The 18,574-nt window shown below is 56.1% G+C and carries 14 protein-coding genes, 2 tRNA genes and 3 rRNA genes; 8 read left to right on the forward strand and 11 right to left on the reverse strand.

Annotated elements, in window-relative coordinates; all coding sequences use genetic code 11:
* Positions 1–4 precede the first annotated feature (4 nt).
* The 8 genes from J3P97_RS24565 to tyrS all read right to left on the reverse strand — a co-directional run bounded on the left by J3P97_RS24565 (position 5) and on the right by tyrS (position 8,784).
* Positions 5–754: a pantothenate kinase gene (locus tag J3P97_RS24565; RefSeq protein WP_434601989.1), complete on the reverse strand. Its 750-nt coding sequence runs from the start codon at positions 752–754 to the stop codon at positions 5–7.
* Positions 744–1,700: a bifunctional biotin--[acetyl-CoA-carboxylase] ligase/biotin operon repressor BirA gene (gene birA / locus J3P97_RS24570; protein WP_434672938.1), complete on the reverse strand. Its 957-nt coding sequence runs from the start codon at positions 1,698–1,700 to the stop codon at positions 744–746. Before birA ends, J3P97_RS24565 begins: the two co-directional genes overlap by 11 nt.
* A 132-nt stretch (positions 1,701–1,832) precedes the next feature.
* Positions 1,833–1,948, reverse strand: a 5S ribosomal RNA gene (gene rrf, locus J3P97_RS24575).
* A gap of 149 nt (positions 1,949–2,097) precedes the next feature.
* Positions 2,098–4,989, reverse strand: a 23S ribosomal RNA gene (locus J3P97_RS24580).
* Between the two features lie 251 nt (positions 4,990–5,240).
* Positions 5,241–5,316 (reverse strand) — tRNA-Ala (locus tag J3P97_RS24585).
* Positions 5,317–5,343: 27 nt separating this feature from the next.
* Positions 5,344–5,420 (reverse strand) — tRNA-Ile (locus J3P97_RS24590).
* A gap of 65 nt (positions 5,421–5,485) precedes the next feature.
* A 16S ribosomal RNA gene (locus J3P97_RS24595) occupies positions 5,486–7,024 on the reverse strand.
* Together the 16S, 23S and 5S rRNA genes with 2 tRNA genes alongside form the textbook arrangement of a ribosomal RNA operon.
* Positions 7,025–7,584: 560 nt before the next feature.
* On the reverse strand, positions 7,585–8,784 hold the full coding sequence (tyrS, locus tag J3P97_RS24600) for a tyrosine--tRNA ligase (RefSeq protein ID WP_305498438.1): 1,200 nt from the start codon (positions 8,782–8,784) through the stop codon (positions 7,585–7,587).
* A gap of 211 nt (positions 8,785–8,995) precedes the next feature.
* On the opposite strand from tyrS, the gene J3P97_RS24605 reads away from it, so the two are divergent.
* Entirely contained in the window at positions 8,996–10,414 is a 1,419-nt protein-coding gene (locus J3P97_RS24605) for a peptidoglycan DD-metalloendopeptidase family protein (protein ID WP_434674588.1), read from the forward strand.
* A 3-nt stretch (positions 10,415–10,417) separates the two neighbouring features.
* Complete coding sequence (locus tag J3P97_RS24610) at positions 10,418–11,509, forward strand: anhydro-N-acetylmuramic acid kinase (RefSeq protein ID WP_434672939.1); 1,092 nt, start codon at positions 10,418–10,420, stop codon at positions 11,507–11,509.
* Between the two features lie 67 nt (positions 11,510–11,576).
* On the opposite strand, the gene erpA is transcribed toward J3P97_RS24610, so the two are convergent.
* Both erpA and argC read right to left on the reverse strand, forming a co-directional pair.
* A complete protein-coding gene (erpA, locus tag J3P97_RS24615) occupies positions 11,577–11,927 on the reverse strand; it encodes an iron-sulfur cluster insertion protein ErpA (protein WP_003177727.1) in 351 nt (116 codons plus the stop codon).
* A 132-nt stretch (positions 11,928–12,059) separates the two neighbouring features.
* Complete coding sequence (argC, locus tag J3P97_RS24620; RefSeq protein ID WP_434672940.1) at positions 12,060–13,094, reverse strand: N-acetyl-gamma-glutamyl-phosphate reductase; 1,035 nt, start codon at positions 13,092–13,094, stop codon at positions 12,060–12,062.
* A 134-nt stretch (positions 13,095–13,228) separates the two neighbouring features.
* Here argC and hemJ point away from each other — a divergent pair, with 134 nt between their 5' ends.
* The 6 genes from hemJ to coq7 all read left to right on the forward strand — a co-directional run bounded on the left by hemJ (position 13,229) and on the right by coq7 (position 17,648).
* Positions 13,229–13,660, forward strand: a complete 432-nt coding sequence (hemJ, locus tag J3P97_RS24625) for a protoporphyrinogen oxidase HemJ (protein WP_305498435.1) — start codon at positions 13,229–13,231, stop codon at positions 13,658–13,660.
* A gap of 34 nt (positions 13,661–13,694) precedes the next feature.
* The gene (locus J3P97_RS24630) at positions 13,695–14,663 is read left to right on the forward strand and encodes an NAD(P)H-dependent flavin oxidoreductase (RefSeq protein WP_434571456.1); all 969 of its coding nucleotides are present in this window, start codon (positions 13,695–13,697) and stop codon (positions 14,661–14,663) included.
* Positions 14,664–14,702: 39 nt separating this feature from the next.
* Positions 14,703–15,659 carry a DUF805 domain-containing protein gene (locus J3P97_RS24635; RefSeq protein WP_434601994.1) on the forward strand — a complete coding sequence of 319 codons (957 nt, stop codon included), beginning with the start codon at positions 14,703–14,705 and terminating at the stop codon, positions 15,657–15,659.
* A gap of 62 nt (positions 15,660–15,721) precedes the next feature.
* On the forward strand, positions 15,722–16,507 hold the full coding sequence (locus J3P97_RS24640; protein WP_434571452.1) for an SDR family NAD(P)-dependent oxidoreductase: 786 nt from the start codon (positions 15,722–15,724) through the stop codon (positions 16,505–16,507).
* A gap of 79 nt (positions 16,508–16,586) precedes the next feature.
* Positions 16,587–16,925, forward strand: a complete 339-nt coding sequence (locus J3P97_RS24645) for a histidine triad nucleotide-binding protein (protein WP_305498431.1) — start codon at positions 16,587–16,589, stop codon at positions 16,923–16,925.
* A gap of 75 nt (positions 16,926–17,000) precedes the next feature.
* Positions 17,001–17,648 (forward strand): 2-polyprenyl-3-methyl-6-methoxy-1,4-benzoquinone monooxygenase, encoded by a 648-nt coding sequence (coq7, locus tag J3P97_RS24650; protein ID WP_305498429.1) that lies wholly within the window; start codon positions 17,001–17,003, stop codon positions 17,646–17,648.
* 98 nt (positions 17,649–17,746) lie between these two features.
* On the opposite strand, the gene speD is transcribed toward coq7, so the two are convergent.
* Entirely contained in the window at positions 17,747–18,541 is a 795-nt protein-coding gene (speD, locus tag J3P97_RS24655) for an adenosylmethionine decarboxylase (RefSeq protein WP_434571448.1), read from the reverse strand.
* Positions 18,542–18,574: the final 33 nt, after the last annotated feature.

Raw genomic sequence — 18,574 nt, forward strand, 5'->3', positions numbered from 1 at the left:
AACCTCAAGACAAAGGACAAGCCATCGCCAAACCAACAAAAACCAGGTCAGGCACCACCTTGGCATCTGGAACAACCCCGGAAACCAGATCGGCATCCCCTCCCGTTAGAAACACCTCGAAATCCTCTCCCCAATATTGCCGCGCCAATTCGAGCTGAGTCAGCACGAAGCCTCTCAACATCAGCATACAACCACGCTCCACCGCCTCGACCGTTGCCCTGCCAGGAGCAAGACTCTCGTGAGCCCGCTCTGCAGCAGTATCGTCATAGCGGATTCGCCGGGTATGGGTACGTAACTGGTTACGCATCAGAGGCATCCCAGGGCAGATGAACCCTCCCAAGTGCTGCCCGTCAGGCGCTACGAAATCTGCCGTGATTGCCGTACCAAAATCCAGAACCAGGCATGCGCCCGAAGCCAGGTGGTACCCACCGAGCAAAGCCAGCCATCGATCAAGCCCCAAGCGCTCATAGTCTTCATAACCGTTTGTAACGCCCGCCATCTCTTGGGTAGGTGTTGCGCGAGCCACGGAGACCCCAAATGTCTCTACCAGGGAGGCGACCAACGAATCGGTCTCCTCAGGAGTCCTGACGCTGACAAGACGGCATTTCTTCAGCTGAAATTTATCTGAGCCTGTCAGGCTCGCGAGCAAATCGCTATCCGAGCCGACTACCCCACCGCCGACAGGGGTGACGCCATCTGCACGAACAACACGCCACTTGATAAAACTGTTGCCGCAATCAAGCTCAAGAATCATCACGCAACCTCAAGCTGAGCTCGCCACCACTGAATATCTTTTCCACACCATCCACCTTCAAACGCAGCGCACCTTGGCGATCAATGCCCATCACCACGCCGTCGATACGATTGATACCGGCAATCAGCGACACAGCCCGCCCCTGCCACAAATGATATTGCTCCCACTCCGACTGGATCGCTGCAAATCCCGACGCATGATGCAGCTCCAGATACCCCTGAAGCTTTCCACTCATTCGCGCCACCAACTCGTTCCGGTCAAAATCACGACCCGCTTCAAGGCTCATGGACGTCCACTGCTGATCAACCTCATCAGTCGATTGCATATTCACGTTTACGCCGACACCCAGGACAACGTGACAAACGTCCGCAGGGTCCCCTACCAGCTCAAGCAGTATGCCGGCGATTTTCTTTTCACCTACCAACACATCGTTAGGCCACTTTAGCCCTGCCTCAACAACTCCCATATCACGCAACGAATGCATGACGGCGAGCCCAACGACAAGACTGAGCCCCTCAATCTGCCGCATGCCACCGTCAATGCGCAGCACCAGACTGTAATAGAGATTTTCGGCGAATGGACTGACCCATTTGCGGCCGCGACGTCCCCGACCGGCTATTTGCCGCTCGGCCAGAACAAGGAATGGCGCTTCCACCCCACGCCCGATGGACCGCAGCGCTTCGGCATTGGTGGAGTCAATGGAATCAAACAGGTGAACAGGCCACTCACAGCCTTCTGCCGCGCGGATTTCGGCCGCATCCAAAAGCAACAGCGGCTTCGCCAGGCGATACCCCTTGCCCCGAACCTTATGTACAGACAAGCCTAATTCCGCCTCCAGGTGCTGCAATTGTTTCCATACCGCACTACGACTGATACCTAACCCAGCACCCAGCGCCTGGCCCGAATGGAAACGGCCGTCCTTCAGAAGTCTTAGCAACGTGAGCATACGAACTGCGCCTGATAACGAGGCCCGCATGATAGCCATGCACAAGACGGTTGCATAGAAACACCCAAGCGCTTTCCTGCGGGCAAAACAAAACCCCTACCTGCGTCAGCAGATAGGGGTTTCGGAATTTAATCTTGACGATGACCTACTCTCACATGGGGAAACCCCACACTACCATCGGCGATGCATCGTTTCACTTCTGAGTTCGGGATGGGATCAGGTGGTTCCAATGCTCTATGGTCGTCAAGAAATTCGGTAGCCAGCGCGTGCCTTGCGGTCACGTTCCAGCGAATGGGTATGCGATAGTTTGTGGGTTTTGACTCGAACTTTCGGTTCATTGCGTCTTCACACACCGCAATCTGGCCTCTTTCGAGTCTACAGATTGCTTGGGTGTTATATGGTCAAGCCTCACGGGCAATTAGTACAGGTTAGCTCAACGCCTCACAGCGCTTACACACCCTGCCTATCAACGTCGTAGTCTTCGACGGCCCTTCAGGGGACTCAAGGTCCCAGTGAGATCTCATCTTGAGGCAAGTTTCCCGCTTAGATGCTTTCAGCGGTTATCTTTTCCGAACATAGCTACCCGGCAATGCCACTGGCGTGACAACCGGAACACCAGAGGTTCGTCCACTCCGGTCCTCTCGTACTAGGAGCAGCCCCTCTCAAATCTCAAACGTCCACGGCAGATAGGGACCGAACTGTCTCACGACGTTCTAAACCCAGCTCGCGTACCACTTTAAATGGCGAACAGCCATACCCTTGGGACCGGCTTCAGCCCCAGGATGTGATGAGCCGACATCGAGGTGCCAAACACCGCCGTCGATATGAACTCTTGGGCGGTATCAGCCTGTTATCCCCGGAGTACCTTTTATCCGTTGAGCGATGGCCCTTCCATACAGAACCACCGGATCACTAAGACCTACTTTCGTACCTGCTCGACGTGTCTGTCTCGCAGTCAAGCGCGCTTTTGCCTTTATACTCTACGACCGATTTCCGACCGGTCTGAGCGCACCTTCGTACTCCTCCGTTACTCTTTAGGAGGAGACCGCCCCAGTCAAACTACCCACCATACACTGTCCTCGATCCGGATAACGGACCTGAGTTAGAACCTCAAAGTTGCCAGGGTGGTATTTCAAGGATGGCTCCACGCAGACTGGCGTCCACGCTTCAAAGCCTCCCACCTATCCTACACAAGCAAATTCAAAGTCCAGTGCAAAGCTATAGTAAAGGTTCACGGGGTCTTTCCGTCTAGCCGCGGATACACTGCATCTTCACAGCGATTTCAATTTCACTGAGTCTCGGGTGGAGACAGCGCCGCCATCGTTACGCCATTCGTGCAGGTCGGAACTTACCCGACAAGGAATTTCGCTACCTTAGGACCGTTATAGTTACGGCCGCCGTTTACCGGGGCTTCGATCAAGAGCTTCGCGTTAGCTAACCCCATCAATTAACCTTCCGGCACCGGGCAGGCGTCACACCCTATACGTCCACTTTCGTGTTTGCAGAGTGCTGTGTTTTTAATAAACAGTCGCAGCGGCCTGGTATCTTCGACCGGCGTGGGCTTACGCAGCAAGTGCTTCACCCTCACCGGCGCACCTTCTCCCGAAGTTACGGTGCCATTTTGCCTAGTTCCTTCACCCGAGTTCTCTCAAGCGCCTTGGTATTCTCTACCCAACCACCTGTGTCGGTTTGGGGTACGGTTCCTGGTTACCTGAAGCTTAGAAGCTTTTCTTGGAAGCATGGCATCAACCACTTCGTCACCCAAAGGGTAACTCGTCATCAGCTCTCGGCCTTAAGATCCCGGATTTACCTAAGATCTCAGCCTACCACCTTAAACTTGGACAACCAACGCCAAGCTGGCCTAGCCTTCTCCGTCCCTCCATCGCAATAACCAGAAGTACAGGAATATTAACCTGTTTTCCATCGACTACGCTTTTCAGCCTCGCCTTAGGGACCGACTAACCCTGCGTCGATTAACGTTGCGCAGGAAACCTTGGTCTTTCGGCGTGGGTGTTTTTCACACCCATTGTCGTTACTCATGTCAGCATTCGCACTTCTGATACCTCCAGCAAGCTTCTCAACTCACCTTCACAGGCTTACAGAACGCTCCTCTACCGCATCACTTGCGTGATACCCGTAGCTTCGGTGTATGGTTTGAGCCCCGTTACATCTTCCGCGCAGGCCGACTCGACTAGTGAGCTATTACGCTTTCTTTAAAGGGTGGCTGCTTCTAAGCCAACCTCCTAGCTGTCTAAGCCTTCCCACATCGTTTCCCACTTAACCATAACTTTGGGACCTTAGCTGACGGTCTGGGTTGTTTCCCTTTTCACGACGGACGTTAGCACCCGCCGTGTGTCTCCCATGCTCGGCACTTGTAGGTATTCGGAGTTTGCATCGGTTTGGTAAGTCGGGATGACCCCCTAGCCGAAACAGTGCTCTACCCCCTACAGTGATACATGAGGCGCTACCTAAATAGCTTTCGAGGAGAACCAGCTATCTCCGAGCTTGATTAGCCTTTCACTCCGATCCACAGGTCATCCGCTAACTTTTCAACGGTAGTCGGTTCGGTCCTCCAGTCAGTGTTACCTAACCTTCAACCTGCCCATGGATAGATCGCCCGGTTTCGGGTCTATTCCCAGCGACTAGACGCCCTATTAAGACTCGCTTTCGCTACGCCTCCCCTATTCGGTTAAGCTCGCCACTGAAAATAAGTCGCTGACCCATTATACAAAAGGTACGCAGTCACCCAACAAAGTGGGCTCCCACTGCTTGTACGCATACGGTTTCAGGATCTATTTCACTCCCCTCTCCGGGGTTCTTTTCGCCTTTCCCTCACGGTACTAGTTCACTATCGGTCAGTCAGTAGTATTTAGCCTTGGAGGATGGTCCCCCCATATTCAGACAAAGTTTCTCGTGCTCCGTCCTACTCGATTTCACTTCTAAGATCCTTTCGCGTACAGGGCTATCACCCACTATGGCCGCACTTTCCAGAGCGTTCCGCTAAAATCAAAGAAGCTTAAGGGCTAGTCCCCGTTCGCTCGCCACTACTAAGGGAATCTCGGTTGATTTCTTTTCCTCAGGGTACTTAGATGTTTCAGTTCCCCTGGTTCGCCTCTTGCACCTATGTATTCAGTACAAGATAACCATCTTATGATGGCTGGGTTCCCCCATTCAGACATCTCCGGATCAAAGTCTGTTTGCCGACTCCCCGAAGCTTTTCGCAGGCTACCACGTCTTTCATCGCCTCTGACTGCCAAGGCATCCACCGTATGCGCTTCTTCACTTGACCATATAACCCCAAGCAATCTGGTTATACTGTGAAGACGACATTCGCCGAAAATTCGAATTTCTCAACTAAGAGAACTCACAAATTTTACCTTAGCCTGAGCCGTTACCAGTGAAAGTAACGTTCAGTCTATCTTTCTATCACATACCCAAATTTTTAAAGAACGATCTAATCAAAAGACTAGAAATCAACATTCAGGCACCGTACGGTGGAATGCTCATTTCTAAGCTTTAAACGTTGGTACCAATCTGTAATGGTGGAGCCAAGCGGGATCGAACCGCTGACCTCCTGCGTGCAAGGCAGGCGCTCTCCCAGCTGAGCTATGGCCCCGTATCGCTACAGGGGACACCATGAAATTGGTGGGTCTGGGCAGATTCGAACTGCCGACCTCACCCTTATCAGGGGTGCGCTCTAACCAACTGAGCTACAGACCCAATCGTCTTCTTCAATGAATCAAGCAATTCGTGTGGGAGCTCATGAAGCCGCTGCGGTCGTCGATTAAGGAGGTGATCCAGCCGCAGGTTCCCCTACGGCTACCTTGTTACGACTTCACCCCAGTCATGAATCACACCGTGGTAACCGTCCTCCCGAAGGTTAGACTAGCTACTTCTGGTGCAACCCACTCCCATGGTGTGACGGGCGGTGTGTACAAGGCCCGGGAACGTATTCACCGCGACATTCTGATTCGCGATTACTAGCGATTCCGACTTCACGCAGTCGAGTTGCAGACTGCGATCCGGACTACGATCGGTTTTGTGGGATTAGCTCCACCTCGCGGCTTGGCAACCCTCTGTACCGACCATTGTAGCACGTGTGTAGCCCAGGCCGTAAGGGCCATGATGACTTGACGTCATCCCCACCTTCCTCCGGTTTGTCACCGGCAGTCTCCTTAGAGTGCCCACCATAACGTGCTGGTAACTAAGGACAAGGGTTGCGCTCGTTACGGGACTTAACCCAACATCTCACGACACGAGCTGACGACAGCCATGCAGCACCTGTCTCAATGTTCCCGAAGGCACCAATCCATCTCTGGAAAGTTCATTGGATGTCAAGGCCTGGTAAGGTTCTTCGCGTTGCTTCGAATTAAACCACATGCTCCACCGCTTGTGCGGGCCCCCGTCAATTCATTTGAGTTTTAACCTTGCGGCCGTACTCCCCAGGCGGTCAACTTAATGCGTTAGCTGCGCCACTAAGAGCTCAAGGCTCCCAACGGCTAGTTGACATCGTTTACGGCGTGGACTACCAGGGTATCTAATCCTGTTTGCTCCCCACGCTTTCGCACCTCAGTGTCAGTATCAGTCCAGGTGGTCGCCTTCGCCACTGGTGTTCCTTCCTATATCTACGCATTTCACCGCTACACAGGAAATTCCACCACCCTCTACCATACTCTAGCTCGACAGTTTTGAATGCAGTTCCCAGGTTGAGCCCGGGGATTTCACATCCAACTTAACGAACCACCTACGCGCGCTTTACGCCCAGTAATTCCGATTAACGCTTGCACCCTCTGTATTACCGCGGCTGCTGGCACAGAGTTAGCCGGTGCTTATTCTGTCGGTAACGTCAAAACAATTACGTATTAGGTAACTGCCCTTCCTCCCAACTTAAAGTGCTTTACAATCCGAAGACCTTCTTCACACACGCGGCATGGCTGGATCAGGCTTTCGCCCATTGTCCAATATTCCCCACTGCTGCCTCCCGTAGGAGTCTGGACCGTGTCTCAGTTCCAGTGTGACTGATCATCCTCTCAGACCAGTTACGGATCGTCGCCTTGGTGAGCCATTACCTCACCAACTAGCTAATCCGACCTAGGCTCATCTGATAGCGCAAGGCCCGAAGGTCCCCTGCTTTCTCCCGTAGGACGTATGCGGTATTAGCGTCCGTTTCCGAGCGTTATCCCCCACTACCAGGCAGATTCCTAGGCATTACTCACCCGTCCGCCGCTCGCCACCAGGTACAAGTACCCGTGCTGCCGCTCGACTTGCATGTGTTAGGCCTGCCGCCAGCGTTCAATCTGAGCCATGATCAAACTCTTCAGTTCAAACATCTTTGGGTTTTGAGAAAACCCTAAACTTGGCTCAGCAATCGTTGGTTACATCTTTGATTTCTCGCGGAGTAACTTGTGATGCTGATAATCTGTTGACTAGCAGTCTGACTCCACAAGCACCCACACGAATTGCTTGATTCAGTTGTTAAAGAGCGGTGGGTTGAGCCTTTCGTCTCAACCGAGGCGCGCATTCTACAGCGCCCCGTGTATCTGTCAAGCGGTTATTTTAAGAAGCTTTCAAAGTTTCGCTTGGAAATCCTCAACAACTTCAACCACTTGCGCTTCCGATCTCTCGTTAGCGGGAGGCGAATTCTACAGCGTTAGTCGCTGCTGTCAACACCTCTTTTTTACCGCTTTCGACCGAGAGGATCGAACCGTCGGCAGAACCCATCAAACCGGCCTGCCCACTCCTTCCGTGCTTCGATGATCTGAAGCCGCGCACTTTCGAAACCTACTTAACTCGTTGAAACTCAAGGAGTTTTCCGTTTCGACTGCGCCGGAAGTGGGGCGAATTATAGACATCCAGAATTTGCCGTCAACCGTTATTTTCAGCTTTATTCGGATTTGAGCGTAATACGTGCGAAAGCTTTCTTGCCGGCCTGACACACATGAGTGGAGCCCAGCTTATATATGAAGGTGCGATCCACGACCTCACCATCTATACGCACGCCGCCCGAACCCAAGAGGTCTCGCGCCACCGCAGCGTTCTTGACCAAGCCCGCCTTATTCAGAACCGCCGCAATCGGCATATCCTCGGCAGCAGTCAATTCGATCTCCGGCAGGTCATCCGGCAGCTCGCCATCCTTCATGCGATTACCCGCCGCGCGATGAGCGTTGGCCGCAGCCTCTTCCCCGTGGAAACGAGCAACGATCTCTTCGGCCAGCTTGATCTTGATGTCACGCGGATTTGCGCCCGCCTCCACATCGGCTCGGAAAGCATTGATCTCATCCATGGAGCGGAAGCTCAACAACTCGAAATAACGCCACATCAGCACATCAGGAATGGAAACCAACTTGCCGTACATGACGCCCGGCGCCTCCTGGATCCCGACGTAATTGCCCAGCGACTTGGACATCTTCTTCACGCCATCCAGACCTTCCAACAATGGCATGGTCAGGATGCACTGAGCTTCTTGCCCATAGCCGCGCTGCAGCTCGCGCCCCATCAGCAGGTTGAACTTCTGATCGGTACCGCCAAGCTCGACGTCCGCCCGCAATGCGACCGAGTCATAACCCTGCACAAGCGGGTAGAGGAACTCATGGATGGCGATTGGCTGATTGGTTGTATAACGCTTGTCGAAATCGTCGCGCTCGAGCATGCGAGCTACGGTGTATTGGGAAGTCAGGCGTATGAAATCCGCTGGCCCCATCTGATCCATCCAAGTGGAGTTGAAAGCCACTTCGGTCTTGGCCGGGTCAAGAATCTTGAAGACCTGAGTCTTGTAGGTCTCGGCGTTGTCGAGAACCTGCTCACGGGTCAGCGGAGGACGCGTGGCACTTTTGCCGCTCGGGTCACCGATCATGCCGGTGAAGTCGCCTATAAGGAAGATAACCTGATGCCCCAGGTCCTGGAACTGACGCAGCTTATTAATAAGCACGGTATGCCCCAGGTGCAGATCGGGCGCCGTCGGATCGAAACCGGCCTTGATACGCAGCGGCTGCCCGCGCTTGAGCTTTTCGATCAGCTCGGACTCGACCAACAGTTCTTCCGCACCACGTTTGATCAGCGCTAGCTGCTCTTCAACCGACTTCATAACAGACCCGCAAGGCTCAGATTCAAAGGGCCCCAACCATACAAGATCGCGCACCAAATACAAGGTTTGCCAGGTGCACGAACGCCAATCCCATAGACAGAGCGTCCGCGGGCTTGCTTCGCAGGGGTTTTGGTTATATTTTATACAGTTATTTCATCTTCATCATGTCATTCATCTTTTCCAATTCATCTTTTCAAAAGTCAAATTACCTATGACCACCGAACCGTCTAAAGCGCCGCCGCTTTACCCAAAGACCCACCTGCTCGCCGCAAGTGGTATCGCCGCCCTCCTTAGCCTGGCGCTCCTGGTATTTCCTTCCAGCGATGTCGAAGCCAAAAAGACGACTCTGAGTCTTGAACTGGAAAGTCCCGCTGAACAACTGACACAAGAACAAGACGCCGCCGAAGCCGTTCAAGCCACAAACGAACCGGCCGCTTCGCCTTTTGCGCAGATTGAAGAAAGCGCGAAAGACACTGCAAACACCACTGCACAGGTAGAAGCGCCTGTTGCAGAAGAGAAGAAAGGACCGGACCACCGTGAAGTGATTGTTGCCAAGGGCGACACACTCTCCACCCTCTTCGAAAAGGTGGGCCTGCCCTCAACCTCAGTCCATGAAATCCTGGCCAGCGACAAGCAAGCCAAACAGTTCACTCAACTGCAACGTGGCCAGAAACTCGAATTCGAACTCAATCCAGACGGGCAGCTGACCAACCTGCACACCAAGCTGAGCGATCTGGAAAGCATCACCCTGACCAAAAACGAAAAGGGTTATGTATTCAACCGCGTCACCACCAAACCTACCGTGCGCTCCGCCTATGTTCACGGCGTCATCAATAGTTCGCTATCCCAGTCGGCCGCCCGCGCCGGCCTTTCCCACAGCCTGACCATGGACATGGCCAGCGTGTTTGGTTATGACATCGACTTCGCGCAGGATATTCGCCAGGGCGACGAGTTCGACGTCATCTACGAACAGAAAGTGGTCAATGGGAAAAGCGTCGGCAACGGACCGATCCTTTCCGCGCGCTTCACCAACCGCGGCAAGACCTATACGGCGGTGCGCTACACCAACAAGCAGGGCAACAGCAGCTACTACACCGCTGACGGCAACAGCATGCGCAAGGCGTTTATCCGTACTCCAGTCGACTTCGCCCGCATCAGTTCCAGGTTTTCCGCAGGCCGCAAGCATCCTATCCTGAACAAGATCCGCGCCCACAAGGGCGTCGACTACGCAGCTCCGCGCGGCACGCCCATCAAGGCTGCCGGCGATGGCAAGGTACTGCTGGCCGGCCGTCGTGGCGGTTATGGCAATACCGTGATCATCCAGCACGGCAACACCTACCGCACGCTGTACGGCCACATGCAAGGTTTCGCCAAAGGCGTGAAGACCGGCGGCTCCGTCAAGCAAGGCCAGGTTATTGGCTACATCGGCACGACTGGCCTGTCCACCGGCCCGCACTTGCACTATGAATTCCAGGTCAACGGCGTTCACGTCGATCCGCTCGGCCAGAAACTGCCGATGGCCGATCCGATTGCGAAATCCGAGCGCACCCGTTTCCTGGCTCAGAGCCAGCCTCTGATGGCTCGCATGGATCAAGAGAAAGCCACCCTGCTGGCTTCGAGCAAGCGCTAAGCCATGGCGCTCTATATCGGTGTGATGTCCGGGACCAGCCTGGATGGCCTGGATATCGCGCTGATCGAACTTGCCCCGGCGATCAAATTGATCGCCACGCATTACATACCCATGCCCACGCCCCTGCGCACCGAGTTGCTTGCACTGTGCAGCAGTGGGCCCGATGAGATCGCCCGCTCCGCCATCGCCCAGCAGAACTGGGTAAAGCTGGCCGCGCAGGGCATCCATACCTTACTCGACGAACAGAGGCTCAAGCCTGAAGACGTTACCGCGGTTGGCAGCCACGGCCAAACCATTCGCCATGAACCGGCCCGCGGATTTACCGTGCAGATCGGTAACCCGGCACTCTTGAGCGAATTGACCGGCATCACCGTTGTCAGCGATTTCCGCAGCCGTGATGTCGCCGCCGGAGGACAGGGGGCGCCTCTGGTTCCGGCATTTCACGAAGCGCTGTTCGAAGAGCGGGTCGGTCCTCGTGCAGTGCTGAATGTCGGCGGCTTCAGCAATCTCAGCCTGATAGAGCTGGCAAAACCCGTATCAGGTTTCGATTGTGGCCCAGGCAACGTATTGCTCGATGCATGGATACACCAGGAGCGAGGCGAGCCTTTTGATCGTGACGGCCAATGGGCAGCCAGCGGAAAAGTAGAGCCGACTTTGCTCAAGACGTTGCTTGGAGACCCCTTCTTTGTAACCAAGGGCCCGAAAAGTACCGGACGAGAAGTATTCAACCTGTCCTGGCTGACCCGTCATCTATCGCAATTGCCAGCCTTCGCCCCTGAAGATGTGCAGGCGACACTACTTGAACTGACTGCCCTGACCATCGTCGAATCACTCCAGCATGCCCAGCCGAACACGCAGGAGCTGCTGGTCTGCGGCGGTGGCGCACACAACCAGACACTGATGAAGCGCCTGGCTGACTTGCTACCAGCTACCAAAGTCAGCAGTACGGCAGCGTACGGCGTGGACCCGGATTGGGTTGAAGCCATGGCCTTTGCCTGGCTCGCCCATTGCTGTCTTGAGGGTATTCCAGGCAACCGTCCAAGTGTCACTGGTGCCCGTGGCCCGCGCGTACTCGGCGCTATTTATCCGGCCTGAGATCAATAATCGCGGACAAAAAAAAGCCGCAGGGCCGTAAGGCTCTGCGGCGTTTTTATTGAAGCGATCAGATCGAAAACGAAGAACCGCACCCACAAGTTGTGGTGGCGTTAGGATTCTTGATCACGAAGCGCGATCCTTCCAGGCCTTCCTGATAATCCACCTCGGCACCCGCCAGGTACTGGAAGCTCATCGGATCGACCACCAGGCTGACGCCTTCGCGCTCGACGATGGTGTCATCCTCGGCCACTTCCTCATCGAAAGTGAAGCCGTACTGAAAACCTGAACAACCGCCGCCCGTCACGAACACGCGCAGCTTCAAACGATCATTGCCCTCTTCATCGACCAGGCTCTTCACCTTGTGCGCGGCACCGTGGGTGAATTGCAAAGCCGTGGGAGTGAAGGTTTCGACGCTCATGCTGAATATCTCCCGGCGCTTACGCCGCCATAATGCGTGATGGCGGGCATTATCCGCTTCTCCGACAAAATTGGTCAACTATTTGCGCAGCAGCTGTAAGCCGCAAGCTATAAGCCACGGGCTCATAGCTTATTAAGGCAGCATCCCCGCGTGGGACAGGCCCAGCCGCTCATCCAGCCCAAAGAGGATGTTGAGGTTCTGTACCGCCTGGCCGGAAGCGCCCTTGACCAAGTTGTCGATTACCGACAGGACCACGACCAGGTCGCCATCCTGGGGGCGATGCACAGCGATCCGGCATACGTTCGCGCCGCGGACACTGCGGGTTTCCGGATGGCTGCCAGCCGGCATCACGTCGACAAACGGCTCATCGGCATAACGCTTCTCGAACAGCGCCTGCAGATCCACGGAGCGATCGGTCACGGTGGCGTAGAGGGTGGAATGGATACCACGGATCATGGGCGTCAGGTGCGGCACGAAAGTCAGGCCGACGTCCTTGCCTGCCGCGCGACGCAACCCTTGGCGAATCTCCGGCAAATGACGATGCCCCTTGACCGCGTAGGCCTTCATGCTCTCCGATGTTTCGGAGTACAACGAGCCAACGCTGGCACCTCGACCGGCGCCGCTGACGCCCGACTTGCAGTCGGCGATCAAGCGCGACGCATCGGCGAGACCGGCCTCCAGCAAAGGCAGGAATCCCAACTGCGTCGCGGTCGGATAGCAACCCGGCACCGCGATCAGCCGTGCCTGCCTGATTTTTTCACGATTGACTTCCGGCAAGCCGTAGACCGCCTCGTCCAGCAGTTCCGGTGCGCCATGGGGCTGACCGTACCACTTGGCCCATTCGTCTGCGTCCTGCAGACGGAAGTCTGCCGACAGGTCAATGACCTTGGTACCCGCGGCCAGCAACTCACCCGCCAAAGCGTGGGCGACACCATGGGGGGTGGCGAAAAACACCACATCGCAGGCCCCAAGGGCTTTGACGTCAGGGACGCTGAACGCCAGGCCATCGTAATGGCCACGCAAGTTCGGATACATGTCGGCGACGGCCAGGCCGGCCTCGGATCGGGAGGTAATGACCACCACCTCAGCTTGCGGATGCTGCGCCAACAGACGCAGCAGTTCGACACCGGTGTAACCCGTGCCGCCGACGATACCGACCTTGACCATGAACCTGCCCTCAACGAACCACTGGAAAGCCGTCGATGATAGGGCGCCCGCAGCGCTGCGACAACCGCCAAGGTGACGTGTGGCCGCGCTAACCTCTACTATCGAGGCTACCGTGAATCTGGGAATATTCAAAAATGCTCTATCTATGGCTCAAAGCGCTTCACATTGTCAGCATGGTCTGCTGGTTTGCCGGCCTGTTCTACCTGCCTAGACTGTTCGTCTACCACGCTCAAAGCGAAGACAGCGTCAGCAAGGAACGCTTCTCCATCATGGAACGCAAGTTGTATCGCGGCATCATGGGCCCGGCGATGATCGCCACGCTGGTGTTCGGCATCGGCTTGCTCAGCCTCAATGCCAGCGCCTATTTCACCCAAGGCGGCTGGATGCACGCAAAGCTGACTCTGGTCGTCTTGCTGATCGGCTATCACCATATGTGCGGTGCCCAGGTTAAGCGCTTCGCCCGTGGCGAAAACACCCGCAGTCATGTCTTTTATCGCTGGTTCAACGAAGTGCCGGTCGTGATATTGCTGGCTATTGTAATTCTGGTCGTGGTCCGGCCGTTCTAACTCCAACCGCATCCACTGATCAGAGGGACCTCCAATGTCGCTGCCCGCTCTGCTTGAACAACGTCTGCGGCTGCCTGTCGTGGTCGCACCGATGTTCCTCATTTCCAATCCGCAGCTGGTACTGGCCTGCTGCCGCAACGGTGTCGTCGGGAGTTTCCCGGCGTTGAACCAACGTGAAAGCAGCGGCTTCAAGGCGTGGCTGGAGGAAATCGAAGCGGGCTTGGCGACCCTGGAAAAGCCGGCGCCCTACGCAGTCAATCTGATCGTCCATCACAGCAACCCGCGACTCCAGGCCGACCTGGCAATCTGTATCGAGCACAAGGTGCCGATCGTCATCACCAGCCTGGGGGCGGTGAAGGAATTGGTGGACGCGGTTCATGGCTATGGCGGCCTGGTATTTCACGACGTGACCACTCGCCGCCATGCCGAAAAAGCCGCCGAAGCGGGCGTCGACGGTTTGATTGCCGTTGCGGCCGGTGCGGGTGGGCACGCAGGAACCTGGAGCCCATTCGCACTGATTGCTGAAATCCGGCAGTTCTTCGATAAAACCCTGTTGCTTGCAGGATGCCTTAACCACGGCCATCAGATTCTGGCTGCGCAATTGCTTGGCGCGGATCTGGCCTACTTCGGAACGCGTTTTATCGGCACCACGGAAAGTCACGCGTCCGACGCTTATAAAGAGATGTTGCTCACATCCAGAGCTGCGGACATCGTGCATACTCCCGCAGTGTCCGGGGTGCCGGCCAGTTTCATGCGTCAGAGCCTGGAAAGTGCCGGCTTCGACCTGGCTGCTCTGCAAGGCAAGGGCGTGGCGGATGCGGGGGCGAAACTCAAACCGCTCAATGATGAAGCCAAGGCCTGGAAGACCGTATGGTCCGCCGGCCAGGGTGTAGGTGACATCAATGATTTGCCCGGTGTCGATCAATTGATCGCACGCCTGGATGAAGAATACCGGCAGGCGCAAGCCCTAGCGACACAACTTGGCGGCCATTGGCCGCGCTGAACCCACAATAAACCAACCAGAAAGACAAGGATGCCAGGCATGAGCGAAAACCGTTTCAACATCGTATTCGACGGGGCCCTGCTGCCAGGCGTAGATACCACTACCGCCAAGCTCAACCTCGCCGAACTGTTCAAAAGTGATGTGAGCGCCATTGAACGACTGTTCAGCGGTCGCAAGGTGTCCCTCAAGAACAACCTGTCCCAGAATGAAGCGCAACAGTACCTGGACGCGCTTCATAAAAGCGGCATCGATGCACGAATCGAAGCCGAACCGTCCATCCAGCTCAATCTCGGCGAAATCCAGGAGCAGCCGGGCGGCCGCCAGCCGGACTCCGTGATCGATCCTGTTTCTCCTTATGCGCCTCCACGGGCAGCAGTGGGTGAAACGTTCGCCGAGTACGGCACGCTCAAACCCTTCAGCTTCGACGGACGTATCGGACGCCTGCGCTACCTGGCCTGGACCATGGTCCTGACCCTGGCCATGCTGCCGTTGGTAGGCCTGGGCTTCTGGGTCGCCACGAACTGGCTGCTCGCTTCCGACTCGATAGCAGGGTTGGTCGTCGGTGGTCTGATCGCTGTAGTCGTCGTGCTTGCCTTCGCGTTCGTGAGCATCCAGTTCAACGTCCAGCGTCTGCATGATCTCGGCTGGTCGGGGTGGTTGTGGCTGATCAACCTCGTGCCATTCGTGGGCAGCATCTTCCCGTTCATTCTCATCATCGCCCCAGGCAATACCGGCGCCAACCAGTACGGCCCACCACCGCCGCGCAATACCACGGCGGTCAAGCTGCTGGCGTCGCTTTGGCTGGTGATGATCGTCCTGATTTTCGTGGCCACCTTCGCCGGCATCTTCGGTGCTCTCCAGGAGGACTTCGATAGCGGTGCCTCGAGCAGCTACGAAAGCAGCGAATACAGTGACCAGACCAGCGAAGAACCGGCCGTTGATGCAGCCGAGCCCGCCTCGCCTTCTGTAGACTACGAAGAAGAAGAGGAACAATAGGCCCGCTTCATGCCAGTGACAGCCCAGTCCACTGGCGGCGGGCTGTTGCGATGGAGAACTGCATGACCCGTTACGCCCTGATCACTGGCGCTTCCAGCGGAATCGGCCTGGCCCTGGCTGAAGCACTGGCCCGGCGCGGGCGCAACCTGATACTCGTGGCGCGACAGCGCGATCGACTGGAAAGTATTGCGATCGAACTGACCCAGCGATTTGGCGTGGAAGTATTGTTCCGGGCTTGCGACCTGAGCGAGCCCTTGCGGCTTTCAGGTTTCCTGCTGGAACTGGAAGAAGGCGAACGCCAGATCGACCTGCTGGTCAACTGCGCCGGCATCGGCACCTTCGGCCCGTTCCTGGGCCAGGACTGGATGACCGAGCAGGACCTCATCGAAGTGAATATCCTGGCCCTGACCCGCCTCTGTCACGCCGTAGGCAACAGCATGGCGCTGCATGGAGGCGGCCAGATCCTGAACGTCGCGTCGATTGCCGCGTTCCAGCCGGGCCCCTGGATGAGCACCTACCACGCCAGCAAGGCGTACGTATTGCATTTTTCCGAAGCCCTGCGAATCGAGCTGAAGAAATGTGCGATCAAAGTCTCGGTACTTTGCCCTGGCCCGACCCGCACCGGTTTTTTCGCCGAGTGGCAACGGGACGAGAAGCCCAGCGACGATAAGAAGCTGATGAGCCCTGAAGAGGTTGCGCTGTACGCTGTCCGCGCGCTGGACAGGGACCGGGCCATTATCATTCCCGGACGCCGCAACCGCTGGATCGCCGCCCTGCCCCGACTCGGGCCGCGCTGGCTGGTGCGAATTCTCAGCGGCATGTCCAATAAAGCCTACTGTCCACGCTAGATTTGCGGATGGTTAACCCGGGCTTGCCAACCGAGCCTTTAATACACTCGACCTCAAACAACCCAACGGAGCAGCAGCCGTGGACACTCTGTTTACCAAGATCATCAACCGGGAAATTCCGGCCAGGATCATTTATGAAGACGATCAGGTTCTGGCTTTTCACGACATCGCCCCCCAGGCTCCAGTGCATTTCCTGGTGATTCCGAAAAAACCGATCCGCACCCTCAATGACCTGACCGAGGAAGACAAAGGGTTGGCCGGACATATCCTGTTTACCGCCCAGCGCCTGGCGCTTGAACTGGGCTGTGAGGAAGGCTTCCGCGTGGTGATGAACTGCAATGAACTTGGCGGGCAAACCGTCTATCACATTCATATGCACGTGCTGGGGCAGCGCCAGATGAACTGGCCACCGGGTTGATACCGCTGACCCAGCGCAAATCTTCAGCGGCCGATTGGGTTAAACTGGCTGCCGTGATTTTTTCCGGAGGTAAGCATGACTACCCAACGTCACTACTCGCCCATTGACCGCCTGCTGCTGCAAGCCGATACCGCGATGCGCACGCTGCTGCCCTTCAGCGGCCAGCCGTACCGCCCGTCGCCGGCAATCGTGCAGCCGGACGTACAGATGAGTGACGAAGAGACTCGCCATGTCGCGGGCCTGATGCGCATCAACCATACCGGTGAGGTTTGCGCCCAGGCTCTGTACCAGGGCCAGGCGCTGACGGCGAGATTGCCGCAGGTACGCGAGGCGATGGAGCATGCCGCCGAAGAAGAAGTCGACCACCTGGTCTGGTGCGAGCAGCGCATTCGCCAATTAGGTAGCCATACCAGCGTCCTGAATCCGTTGTTCTATGGGATGTCATTCGGCATCGGCGCGGTGGCCGGGCTGATCAGCGACAAGGTCAGCCTGGGCTTCGTCGCGGCAACCGAACATCAAGTCTGCAAGCATCTGAATGAGCACCTGGAGCAGTTGCCGGCCGAAGATGAAAAGTCCCGGGCGATTCTTGAACAGATGCGCAAGGATGAAGAACAGCATGCCGAAAGCGCTCTCGATGCGGGGGGGTTTCGTTTCCCGGCTCCGGTGAAATTCGGCATGAGCCTGTTGGCGAAGGTCATGACCAAGAGCACCTATCGGATCTGACCGCGATACGGAGCCTGTCCCACAGACATATCGGGTTTCCCAGAACTGAAAAAGGCGACTACCGCACAGGTAGTCGCCTTTTTTTGTAGCCTTGACCTTCAGCGCGGCATGTTGCGCGCGTAGAAAATTTCCAGCATCTCGTGCTTCACACGCTCTTCCACCTGGCCACGCTGCTCAACGGACAGGTTGCTGGTGGCATCACCGAACAGGTAGTTGTCCAGTTCGAAGTCCTTGAGCAGCATCTTGGTGTGGAACAGGTTTTCCTGGTACACATTCACGTCGGTCATCTGGTAAGCGTCGCGCGTGTCTTCGGAGAGATAGTTCTGGATCGAATTGATCTCGTGATCGATGAAGTGCTTGTGGCCCTCCACATCCCGTGTGAAGCCACGCACACGGTAATCCACGGTCACGATGTCGGAATCGAATTGATGAATCAGGAAATTGAGCGCCTTGAGCGGTGAAATGACGCCACAGGTCGACACATCGATGTCCACTCGGAACGTTGCGATACCGTCCACCGGATGGATCTCCGGATAGGTATGTACCGTGATGTGGCTCTTGTCGAGGTGGGCCAGGATAATTTCAGGCAACGGGCCCGGGGACTCTTCGATCTGGCTTTCGGTCGGTGTCACCGGCTCTTCCGAGATCAGAATGGTCACGCTGGCGCCTTGGGGTTCATAGTCCTGACTGGCGATGTTCAGGATGTTGGCACCAATGATATCGACAACTTCCGTGAGGATCTGCGTGAGGCGCTTGGCGTTGTACTCTTTATTGATGTACTCGACGTAGGCCTGCTGGTCTTGCGGGGTTTCCGCATAGCAGATGTCATAGATGTTGAAGCTCAAGGTCTTTGTCAGGTTATTGAACCCATGGAGCTTGAGTTTGCTTTTCACCGTTTGAAAACTCTCTGTGTATTGCGGCCCGGC

The sequence above is a fragment of the Pseudomonas sp. R1-15 genome, assembly GCF_051132085.1.
GTDB lineage: Bacteria > Pseudomonadota > Gammaproteobacteria > Pseudomonadales > Pseudomonadaceae > Aquipseudomonas.

Coding starts and splice junctions, on each gene's coding strand:
- J3P97_RS24605 (WP_434674588.1), top strand. CDS start 8,996: ATGACCACCGAACCGTCTAAAGCGCCGCCGCTTTACCCAAAGACCCAC.
- erpA (WP_003177727.1), bottom strand. CDS start 11,927: ATGAGCGTCGAAACCTTCACTCCCACGGCTTTGCAATTCACCCACGGT.
- hemJ (WP_305498435.1), top strand. CDS start 13,229: ATGCTCTATCTATGGCTCAAAGCGCTTCACATTGTCAGCATGGTCTGC.
- J3P97_RS24565 (WP_434601989.1), bottom strand. CDS start 754: ATGATTCTTGAGCTTGATTGCGGCAACAGTTTTATCAAGTGGCGTGTT.
- J3P97_RS24635 (WP_434601994.1), top strand. CDS start 14,703: ATGAGCGAAAACCGTTTCAACATCGTATTCGACGGGGCCCTGCTGCCA.
- J3P97_RS24610 (WP_434672939.1), top strand. CDS start 10,418: ATGGCGCTCTATATCGGTGTGATGTCCGGGACCAGCCTGGATGGCCTG.
- birA (WP_434672938.1), bottom strand. CDS start 1,700: ATGCTCACGTTGCTAAGACTTCTGAAGGACGGCCGTTTCCATTCGGGC.
- coq7 (WP_305498429.1), top strand. CDS start 17,001: ATGACTACCCAACGTCACTACTCGCCCATTGACCGCCTGCTGCTGCAA.
- argC (WP_434672940.1), bottom strand. CDS start 13,094: ATGGTCAAGGTCGGTATCGTCGGCGGCACGGGTTACACCGGTGTCGAA.
- tyrS (WP_305498438.1), bottom strand. CDS start 8,784: ATGAAGTCGGTTGAAGAGCAGCTAGCGCTGATCAAACGTGGTGCGGAA.
- J3P97_RS24630 (WP_434571456.1), top strand. CDS start 13,695: ATGTCGCTGCCCGCTCTGCTTGAACAACGTCTGCGGCTGCCTGTCGTG.
- J3P97_RS24640 (WP_434571452.1), top strand. CDS start 15,722: ATGACCCGTTACGCCCTGATCACTGGCGCTTCCAGCGGAATCGGCCTG.